Annotated in this window: 10 protein-coding genes; 6 read left to right on the forward strand and 4 right to left on the reverse strand. The window is 74.7% G+C overall.

Translation table 11 applies throughout. The features are described from left to right. Position 1 precedes the first annotated feature (1 nt). Complete coding sequence (locus tag FVS66_RS27720) at positions 2-751, reverse strand: SDR family oxidoreductase (RefSeq protein ID WP_149183973.1); 750 nt, start codon at positions 749-751, stop codon at positions 2-4. A 58-nt stretch (positions 752-809) separates the two neighbouring features. Between FVS66_RS27720 and FVS66_RS27725 the strand changes: the two genes are divergently transcribed. From FVS66_RS27725 to FVS66_RS27740, 4 genes are read left to right on the forward strand one after another with little or no spacing between them, the layout of a single operon-like run. Beyond that, the gene (locus FVS66_RS27725; RefSeq protein ID WP_149183974.1) at positions 810-1553 is read left to right on the forward strand and encodes an enoyl-CoA hydratase family protein; all 744 of its coding nucleotides are present in this window, start codon (positions 810-812) and stop codon (positions 1551-1553) included. After that, entirely contained in the window at positions 1553-2425 is an 873-nt protein-coding gene (locus FVS66_RS27730; protein ID WP_149183975.1) for a CoA-transferase, read from the forward strand. The genes FVS66_RS27725 and FVS66_RS27730 overlap by 1 nt, the downstream gene beginning before the upstream one ends. After that, positions 2422-3216 (forward strand): CoA-transferase, encoded by a 795-nt coding sequence (locus FVS66_RS27735; RefSeq protein ID WP_187645718.1) that lies wholly within the window; start codon positions 2422-2424, stop codon positions 3214-3216. Before FVS66_RS27730 ends, FVS66_RS27735 begins: the two co-directional genes overlap by 4 nt. 1 nt (position 3217) lies before the next feature. Then, on the forward strand, positions 3218-4276 hold the full coding sequence (locus tag FVS66_RS27740) for a nitronate monooxygenase (protein WP_149183977.1): 1059 nt from the start codon (positions 3218-3220) through the stop codon (positions 4274-4276). Between the two features lie 89 nt (positions 4277-4365). Here the strand turns inward: FVS66_RS27740 and FVS66_RS27745 are convergent, their stop codons facing one another. Genes FVS66_RS27745 through FVS66_RS27755 form a run of 3 tightly spaced genes read right to left on the reverse strand, consistent with a single transcriptional unit; the run spans position 4366 to position 6980 of the window. Beyond that, entirely contained in the window at positions 4366-5523 is a 1158-nt protein-coding gene (locus tag FVS66_RS27745; protein WP_149183978.1) for an acetyl-CoA C-acetyltransferase, read from the reverse strand. A 25-nt stretch (positions 5524-5548) separates the two neighbouring features. Beyond that, complete coding sequence (locus tag FVS66_RS27750) at positions 5549-6178, reverse strand: TetR/AcrR family transcriptional regulator (RefSeq protein WP_187645719.1); 630 nt, start codon at positions 6176-6178, stop codon at positions 5549-5551. A 13-nt stretch (positions 6179-6191) separates the two neighbouring features. Further along, a complete protein-coding gene (locus tag FVS66_RS27755; protein WP_149183980.1) occupies positions 6192-6980 on the reverse strand; it encodes an SDR family oxidoreductase in 789 nt (262 codons plus the stop codon). Between the two features lie 71 nt (positions 6981-7051). Between FVS66_RS27755 and FVS66_RS27760 the strand changes: the two genes are divergently transcribed. Together FVS66_RS27760 and FVS66_RS27765 are read left to right on the forward strand one after the other, a co-directional pair. Then, positions 7052-8185 carry an acyl-CoA dehydrogenase family protein gene (locus FVS66_RS27760; RefSeq protein ID WP_149183981.1) on the forward strand — a complete coding sequence of 378 codons (1134 nt, stop codon included), beginning with the start codon at positions 7052-7054 and terminating at the stop codon, positions 8183-8185. Beyond that, positions 8185-9192, forward strand: coding sequence for an acyl-CoA dehydrogenase family protein (locus FVS66_RS27765; RefSeq protein ID WP_149183982.1), 1008 nt, complete (start codon positions 8185-8187; stop codon positions 9190-9192). Before FVS66_RS27760 ends, FVS66_RS27765 begins: the two co-directional genes overlap by 1 nt. The last annotated feature ends 421 nt before the right edge of the window (positions 9193-9613 follow it).

Genomic DNA, 9613 nt, shown 5'->3' on the forward strand with positions numbered 1-9613 from the left:
CTCACAGCTCCCTGCTGAGAAGTGGGGGCTCTCCTCCGCCGTGCACCAGCAGCGACGCCCCGCTGATGTACGCGGCCCGCTCCGACGCCAGGAAGACCGCCGCGTGCCCGATGTCGGCCGGCTCCGCCAGCCGGCCCAGCGGCACCGTACGGGCCACCGTGTCGGCCCCGCCGACGGCGTCGTAGTGGACTGCGGCCCTCTCCGTGGCGACCATTCCGGCCACGAGCGTGTTGACGCGCACGTCCGGCGCCCACTCCACGGCCATCGAGCGCGCGAGATTCTCCAGACCGGCCTTGGCCGCGCCGTACGCCGCCGTGCCGGGCGAGGGGCGGGTCCCGCTGACGCTGCCGATCATCACGACGGAGCCGCCGCCCGAGGCGCGCAGGTACGGGTACGCGGCGAGGGACGCCGCCAGCGGCGCGGTCAGGTTCAGCGCGAGCACCCGGGCGTGGCGCTCGGGGTCCGCGTCGGCCAGCGGCCGGTACGGCGTTCCGCCCGCGTTGTTCACCAGCACGTCGAGGCGGCCGCAGTCGGCCACCGCCTCGGCGAAGAACGACTCGACGGCCGACGTCTCGCGGAGGTCGACCGGCCGGTACTCGGCCGTGCGGCCCGCCGCGGCGACGGGCGCCTCCGGCGGGCGGCGGGCGCAGACCACCACCCGCGCGCCCGCCGCGAGGAAGGCCCGGGCGATACCCGCGCCGACGCCGCGTGTGCCGCCGGTGACGACGGTGACCCTCCCGTCCAGCTCCATCCGCTGCTACCTTCCCCATACCTAACAAACGTTTGGTGGAAAGGTAGCTGATCCGCCCATGGCTGTCTGCACCTCCGACCCGAACGCCGGCGTGTGCGTCGTCACCGTCGACTTCCCACCCGTCAACGCCCTGCCCGTGCGCGGCTGGTACGCCCTCGCCGACGCGGTCCGCGCGGCCGGGCGCGACCCGGATGTCCGCTGTGTCGTGCTCACCGCGACGGGCCGCGGCTTCAACGCCGGTGTCGACATCAAGGAGCTGCGGCGCGACGGGCACGGAGCGCTGCTCGGCGCCAACCACGGCTGTGCGGAGGCGTTCTCGGCGGTCTACGCGTGCGAGGTGCCCGTCGTCGCGGCCGTGCACGGCCACTGCCTGGGCGGCGGCATCGGGCTCGTCGGCAACGCCGACGCGATCGTCGCCTCCGAGGACGCCGTGTTCGGACTGCCCGAACTCGACCGGGGAGCCCTCGGCGCGGCCACCCACCTGGCCCGGCTCGTCCCCCAGCACCTGCTGCGGACCCTGTACTACACCTGCCGCACCGTCACCGCCGCCGAACTGCACGCCCACGGCGCCGTCTGGAAGGTCGTCCCTCGTGACGCGCTGCGGCACGAGGCCCTCTGCCTCGCGCACGAGATCGCCGCCCGGGACGGCACTCTGCTGCGCCTCGCCAAGGCGGCCCTCAACGGCATCGACCCCGTCGACGTACACCGCAGCTACCGCTTCGAGCAGGGCTTCACCTTCGAGGCCGGCCTCGGCGGCGTCACCGAACGGGTCCGGGACACCTTCGAGGCGGAGGGACAGTGATGGGCGACAAGGTCATGTCCCTCGACGGTGTCATCGGGCGGCTGCGCAGCGGCATGACCCTCGGCATCGGCGGCTGGGGCTCCCGACGCAAGCCGATGGCCCTGATCAGGGCGGTGCTCCGGTCCGGGATCGGCGACCTGACGGTCGTCTCGTGCGGCGGCCCCGACGTCGGTCTGCTCGCCGCCGCCGGACGGATCCGCCACCTGGTGGCGCCCTTCGCCACCCTGGACTCCATCCCCCTCGAACCCCACTTCCGGGCGGCCCGCGAACGCGGCGCCCTCGGCATGACGGAGCTGGACGAGGCCATGTTCATGTGGGGGCTGCACGCGGCCGCGCACCGGCTGCCGTTCCTGCCCGTGCGGGCCGGGCTGGGCTCGGACGTGATGCGGCTCGGTACCGGGCTGCGGACGGTGACCTCGCCGTACGCCGACGGGGAGGAGTTCGCCGCGGTGCCCGCCCTGCGCATGGACGCCGCGTTCGTGCACCTCAACCGCGCCGACCGGCTCGGCAACGGCCAGTACCTGGGGCCGGACCCGTACTTCGACGACCTGTTCTGCAGGGCCGCCGACACCGCGTACCTGTCCTGCGAGCGGCTCGTCGGGACCGCCGAGCTCACGAAGGACGCGCCGCTCCAGACCCTGCTGGTGTCGAGGCTCGACGTGACCGGGGTCGTCGAGGCGCCGGGCGGCGCGCACTTCACTTCCTGCGCCCCGGACCACGCGCGCGACGAGGCGTTCCAGCGGCTGTACGCGACCACGCCGTGGGACGACTTCGCCGCCCGCTTCCTCGGCGGGGCGGGCGAATACGACTACCGGAGGGCCGTCCGGACATGGCACGAGGAGCACGCGCGGCAGCAGGGGGCGGAGCGATGACCGCGGCCACGCGCGCGGAGTACTGCGTCGTCGCCTGCGCCGAGGTCTGGCGCGGCGCAGGCGAGATCCTCGCCGCCCCCATGGGGCTGATCCCGTCGCTGGGCGCCCGGCTCGCCCGCCGCACCTTCTCCCCCGATCTGCTGCTGACCGACGGCGAGGCGACGCTCGTCGGCACCGACGGGACGACGCCGGAGGGCTGGCTGCCGTACCGCGCGCATCTCGCCCTCGTCATGGGCGGCAAACGGCACGTGATGATGGGCGCGAGCCAGCTCGACCGGTACGGCAACCAGAACATCTCGTGCGTCGGCGACTGGACCCGGCCGGCCCGGCAGCTGCTCGGCGTGCGCGGCGCGCCCGTGAACTCCCTCAATCACCCGGTGAGTTACTGGATCCCCCGGCACGCGCCGCGGGTGTTCGTCGAGCGCGTCGACATGGTGTGCGGGGTGGGGTACGACCGGGTGCCGGCCGGGGCGGAACGGTTCCACCGGATCGTGCGGGTGGTCAGCGACCTGGGCGTGTTCGACTTCGCGACCCCGGACCGTACGATGCGGCTCGCCTCGCTGCACCCGGGCGTCACCGTCGAGCGGGTCGCCGCCGCGACCGGGTTCCCGCTCGCGGTCGGCGACGACGTGCCGTACACCCGCGACCCGACCGCCGCCGAGCTGCGGCTGATCCGCGAGGTCCTCGACCCGGCGGGCGCGCGGGAGCGCGAGGTGCGTGCGTCGGGGCCCGTGTCGGACCCGGTGTCGGACTCGGCGGACTCGGCGGACTCGGCGTCGGGAGGGTCCTGAGATGGAGACCCCGCTGACGCGGCTGACAGGGGTGCGCCACCCGATCGTGCAGACCGGCATGGGGTGGGTGGCCGGACCCCGGCTGGTGACCGCCACCGCGCGCGCGGGGGCGCTCGGCATCCTGGCGTCGGCGACCATGACGCCCGGGCGGCTGCGCGATGCGGTGCGGGAGGTGAGGTCCCGTACGGACGCGCCGTTCGGGGTCAACCTGCGGGCCGACGCGGCGGACGCGCGCGAACGGGTGCGGATCATCGTGGAGGAGGGCGTCCGCGTGGCGTCCTTCGCGCTCGCGCCGTCCCGGGAGCTGATCGCCGAGCTGAGGGACGCGGGGGTCGTCGTCATCCCGTCCGTCGGGGCGCGCCGGCACGCCGAGAAGGTCGTCGCGTGGGGCGCCGACGCGGTGATCGTGCAGGGCGGCGAGGGCGGCGGCCACACCGGCGAGGTCGCCACGTCCGTCCTGCTGCCGCAGGTGGTGGACGCGGTGCCCGTGCCGGTGGTCGCGGCGGGCGGGTTCCACGACGGGCGGGGGCTGGTCGCGGCGCTGGCGTACGGCGCGGCGGGCGTCGCCATGGGAACCCGGTTCCTGCTGACGTCCGACTCGCCGGTGCCGGACGCGGTGAAGGCCGCGTACCTGGCGGCGACGGTGCGGGACGTGACGGTGACGCGCGCGGTGGACGGGCTGCCGCACCGGATGCTGCGGACGGACCTCGTGGCCGCGCTGGAGTCGTCCGGGCGCGCGCGGGCGTTCGTACGGGCCGTCCGGCACGCGGCGGCGTTCCGGCGGCTGTCCGGGCTGTCGTGGCGGGCCATGGCACGGGACGGCCTCGCCCTGCGGCGCGGCGGCGGCCACGGCCTGTCGTGGAGTCAGATGCTGCTCGCCGCGAACACGCCGATGCTGCTGCGGGCGGCGATGGTGGAGGGCCGTACGGATCTGGGCGTGATGGCGTCGGGGCAGGTGGCCGGGGTGATCGACGACCTGCCGGGCTGCGCCGAGCTGGTGGCGCGGATCATGTCCGAAGCGGACCGGGTGCTGGCCGTCCTGCCGGACGGCTCCGGCTGACCGCCGACGCTCCGGACGCCCCGGGCGGCCGTGGCGGGGGCGCGGGGCCCGCGGGCGGCCACCCGTAGCCGCGGGCGGCTACGGGTGGGCTACAGGCGCTCGATGACGGTCACATTCGCCTGGCCGCCGCCCTCGCACATGGTCTGGAGGCCGTACCGCCCTCCGGTGCGCTCCAGTTCGTGGAGGAGCGTGGTCATCAGCCGGGCGCCGGTCGCGCCGAGCGGGTGGCCGAGGGCGATGGCGCCGCCGTTGACGTTGACGCGGGCAGGGTCGGCGCCGGTCTCCTTGAGCCAGGCGAGGACGACCGGGGCGAACGCCTCGTTGATCTCGACGAGGTCCATGGCGTCGATCGTCAGGCCGGTCTTCTTCAGGGCGTGCGCGGTTGCCGGTATGGGCGCGGTGAGCATCCGGATGGGGTCCTCCCCGCGTACCGACAGATGGTGGACGCGGGCGCGGGGTGTCAGCCCGTGCGTGGCGACGGCGTGTTCGCTCGCCAGGAGCAGGGCGGCCGCGCCGTCGGACACCTGGGACGAGCAGGCGGCGGTGACGGTGCCGCCCTCCAGGACGGGCTTCAGGGCGGCCATCCGCTCCAGGGTCGTGTCCCGGCGCGGTCCCTCGTCGGCCGTGACGTCCCCGTACGGCGCGGTCTCCCGCGCGAAGCGGCCCTCGTCGAGCGCGCGGACCGCCCTGCGGTGCGACTCCAGGGCGTACTCCTCCTGGTCGCGGCGGGTGATGCCCCACTCGCGCGCGATCCGCTCGGCGCCGTGGAACTGGTGGACGGGTGCGTCGCCGTAGCGGGCCCGCCAGCCCGCCGAGCCCGCGAACGGGCCGTCGGTCAGGCCCAGCGGGACGGCGGCCTGCCGGGACGCGTAGCCGATGGGCACCATCGTCATGTTCTGCGTGCCTCCCGCCACCACCAGGTCCTGGGTGCCGGACAGGACGGCCTGCGCCGCGAAGTGCACGGCCTGCTGCGAGGAGCCGCACTGCCGGTCGACGGTGACGCCCGGGACCTCCTCGGGGAGCCCGGCCGCCAGCCAGGCCGTACGGGCGATGTCGCCGGCCTGCGGGCCGACCGTGTCCAGACAGCCGAAGACGACGTCCTCGACGGCGGCCGGGTCGGCACCGGAGCGGGCCATCAGCTCCCGGAGGACGTGTGCGCCCAGGTCCGCCGGGTGGACGGCGCCGAGCCCTCCCCCGCGCCGGCCGACCGGGGTGCGGACCGCTTCGACGATGTATGCCTCGGCCATGACGACTCCCTCGGTGGATGTGCGGTCAGCTGCGTACGGCGATCCCGTCCAGGACCATCGACAGGTACTGGCGGGCGATCTCCTCCGGGCTGTGCAGGCCCCCCGGCCGGTACCAGGAGGCGGCCACCCAGACCGTGTCGCGGACGAACCGGTAGGTGAGGCGGACGTCGAGGTCCGCGCGGAACACCTGCTCGGCGACCCCGCGCTCCAGTGTGCCGAGCCAGGTCTTCTCGAACCTCCGCTGCGAGTCGGTGAGGTAGCCGAAGCGGGGCAGCGCCGCCAGGTGGCGGGCCTCCTTCTGGTAGATCGCGACGGCGGCGTGGTGCCGGTCGATCTCCCGGAACGACTCGGTGACGAGCGCCTCGACGGTCTCCCTGGGGCCGAGCCCGGCGGCGAGGACCGTGTCGTAGCCGGTCCACAGCTCGTCGAGGAATCCGGAGAGGATCTCGTCGACCATCGACTCCTTGGAGTCGAAGTGGTAGTAGAGGCTGCCGGCGAGCATCCCGGCGGCGTCCGCGACCTGGCGGACGGTGGTGGCGTTGTACCCCTGGGCGGCGAACACCCGCGCGGCCGCGGCGAGGATCTCGGTGCGGCGCTCGACCGGGGGTTCGGAGGTGGTCACGTCGGTCTTCTTCCTGTTCGGCACGGGATCCATTGTCGCCGCCGCCCTACGGGTGCTGGCTGCTGACCGAGACGGTCTCGCCGGTCATGTACGAGGCGTAGCCGCTGGCCAGGAAGACGATGACGTTGGCGACCTCCCACGGCTCGGCGGACCGCCCGAACGCCTCGCGCGCGGTGAGCTCCTCCAGCAGCCCGGCCGAGGTGACCTTCACCAGGTGCGGGTGCATCGCGAGGCTCGGTGCGACGGCGTTGACGCGCACACCGTACGGGGCCGCCTCGGCCGCCGCGCAGCGGGTGAGTGCCATGACGCCCGCCTTGGCGGCGGCGTAGTGGGCCTGCCCGGCCTGGGCGCGCCAGCCGGAGACGGAGGCGTTGTTGACCACGACGCCGCCCGTGTCCGCGTCCCTGAAGTGCCGCAGGGCGGCCCGTACGCAGCGGAAGGTGCCGGTGAGGGTGATGCCGAGGACCTGGTCCCACTGGTCGTCGGTCATGTCGGCGACCAGTGCGGTGCCACCGAGGCCGGCGTTGTTGACGACGACGTCCAGGCGGCCGTGGAGCCGTACCGCGTATGCGAAGAGGTCCCGGACCTGGGGCTCTTCGGTGACGTCGCAGGGCCGGGCGGCGACGGCGTCGGCGCCGAACTCGGCGGCGAGGGCCTCGGCGGTCTCCTCCAGGCGGCGGGTGTGGGCGTCACTGACCACCACCCGGGCGCCCTCTTCGAGGAGGCGGCGGGCGGTGGCGCCGCCGATGCCGGTTCCCGCGGCGGCGGTGACGACGGCGGTGCGGCCGTCCAGCAGCCCGTGTCCGGGTACGTACGGAGGCTCGACCCTGCGCATGACCGTACGCTAGCCTGCCAAACGCTTGTTAGGGAAGGCTCGGGCGTCGCCGACGCGGGAGGTGCCGCACCATGGACCTGGAGTACACGGCCGCACAGGACGCCTTCCGGGCCGAGGCCCGCGCCTGGCTGGCCGCCCATGTACCGGAGCGGCCGCTGCCGTCCCTGGAGACGGAGGAGGGCTTCGCCGCGCACCGCGCCTGGGAGGCGGAGCTGGGCGCCGGGCGGTGGTCGGTGGTGGCGTGGCCGGAGCGGTACGGCGGGCGGGGCGCCGGGCTCGTCGAGTGGCTGGTCTTCGAGGAGGAGTACTACGCGGCGGGCGCGCCGCGCCGGGTCGCGCAGAACGGCGTCCACCTCCTCGCGCCCACCCTGTTCGAACACGGCACGGAGGAGCAGCGCGCCCGGATCCTGCCGCCGATGGCGGTCGGCGCGGCGGTCTGGGCGCAGGCCTGGTCGGAGCCCGAGTCCGGCTCGGACCTGGCGTCCCTGCGGTCCCGCGCGGTGCGCACCGGCGGCGGGTGGCTGCTGAGCGGCCACAAGACGTGGTCGTCGCGGGCCGCGTTCGCCGACCGGGCCTTCGGACTGTTCCGTACGGCCCCGGGAGCGGCCCGGCCGCACCAGGGGCTGACCTATCTGATGTTCGACCTGCGCGCGCCGGGGGTGACCGTGCGGCCCGTGGGGCGGCTGGACGGCAGGCCCGCCTTCGCGGAACTGCTGCTGGACGAGGTGTTCGTGCCGGACGAGGACGTGATCGGTGAGCCGGGGGACGGCTGGCGGATCGCGATGTCGGCGACCGGCCATGAGCGCGGGCTGACGCTCCGCTCCCCCGGCCGTTTCCTGGCCGCCGCCGACCGGCTCGTACGGCTGTGGCGGGCGCGGGGCGCGGACCGGGGGGCCGGGGACCGGGTGGCGGACGCGGTGATCGGGGCGCGGGCGTACCAGTTGTTCACGCTGGCCTGTGCCACTGCGCCGGACGGTCCGCCCGCCGCCGTGTCCAGCCTGAACAAGCTCTTCTGGTCCGAGTACGACATCGCCCTGCACCAGACGGCCCTCGACATCCTCGGCGAGGAGGGCGAGTTCGCGGACGGGGCGTGGGCGGAGGGGTACACGTTCGCGCTGGCGGGCCCCGTCTACGCCGGCACGAACGAGATCCAGCGCGACATCGTCGCCGAGCGGCTGCTCGGCCTGCCGAGAGGCCGCCGCTGATGCGTTTCCAGCCGACTGTGGAGCAGCGTGACTTCGTCCGCTCGCTGAACGCGATGCTGACCGCCGCGGACAGCCCGTCGGCGGCGCGTGCCTGGGCCGCCGGGGAGCCGGGCCAGGGGCGGGCCGTGCGGGCCAGGCTGGCCGTGGCGGGGGTGTTCGCGCTGGCGGTGCCGGAGGCGTACGAGGGTGTGGGAGTCCACCCGGTCGAGGTGGCCCTGGCGTGCGAGGAGGTGGGGCGGCACGCGGTGCCCGGCCCGGTCGTGGAGACCGTCGCGGCCGCGGAGCTGCTCACCCGGCTCGCGGAGCTGGGCGACGACGCGCCCGCGAAGCGGCTGCTGCCGGGCATCGCGTCCGGCGAGGTGACGGCGACGCTGGCCGCGCCGGAGACGGGCGGGTACGCGCTGGACGCCGATGTGGCCGACGTGGTCCTGGTGGTGGGCGGGGAGCGGGGCGACGAACTGCGGGTGGCACCCGGGCACGGTCCGGTGCGGGCGTCCGCCGACCCGGTGCGGCGCCTGGCCAGGCCCGCGCCCGGCGGGGAGCTGCTGGCGGCCGGTGACCGGGTGGCGCGGGCGGGCCGGTGCGCGGCGGAGCGCGCGGCGCTGGCGACGGCGGCGCAGTCGCTGGGCGTGGGGTGCGCGCTGCTGGACCGGACGGTGGCGTATGTGCGGCAGCGCCACCAGTTCGGGGTGCCGGTCGGCTCCTTCCAGGCGGTCAAGCACCGGCTGGCGGACGCGCTGCTGGGTCTGGAGTTCGCGCGGCCGCTGGTGTGGGGTGCCGCGCTGACGCTGCGCACCGCCGATGTGGCGGCCGCGAAGGTGGCGGCGGGCGAGGCGGCGTACGTGGCGGCACGGACGGCCCTGCAACTGCACGGCGCCATCGGCTACACGGACGAGCTGGACCTGGCGCTCTGGCTCCGCAAGGCCCGCCCGCTCCGCGACGCCTGGGGCACCCCGGCGTGGTGCAGGCAGCAGGTCCTGCGCGCCGCCGTCCCCGCCGGCGACTGAGGGCGCGCGGCCGACGCCGGGCAGGCCACGCGCCAGGCGTGCGGCACGGGCCCGCGCCGGCTCAGACGCCGGCCGTCGCCTCGCGCTCCGCTGCGCCGCGCTCCACGCAGAACTCGTTGCCCTCGATGTCTCCCAACACTCCGTTCTAGTGGTTCCGGAGTGTCGGCATGGTGGCATCGGTCCAGGTCAAGTCCGGTGAACGCCTACCTCAAACGCAGCCTGCCCCACACCCACCGGGCAAGGAACAGTCCGAACTCGCCGCCGAAACCCGACGGTTCTTCCACCGCCGACAACGCCAACCCCCACGTCGTGCGCGGATACTTCGGCGGTCGGCACGTACGCTAGTGTCCTGCGCCGGAAATGGCGAGACTAAGTCTATTTCAGGTTTCAGTGGTTGGCGGGTTGATTTTCGTGAGGTAGT

Source organism: Streptomyces sp. TRM49041, assembly GCF_008271805.1.
In the GTDB taxonomy this organism is placed as follows: domain Bacteria; phylum Actinomycetota; class Actinomycetes; order Streptomycetales; family Streptomycetaceae; genus Streptomyces.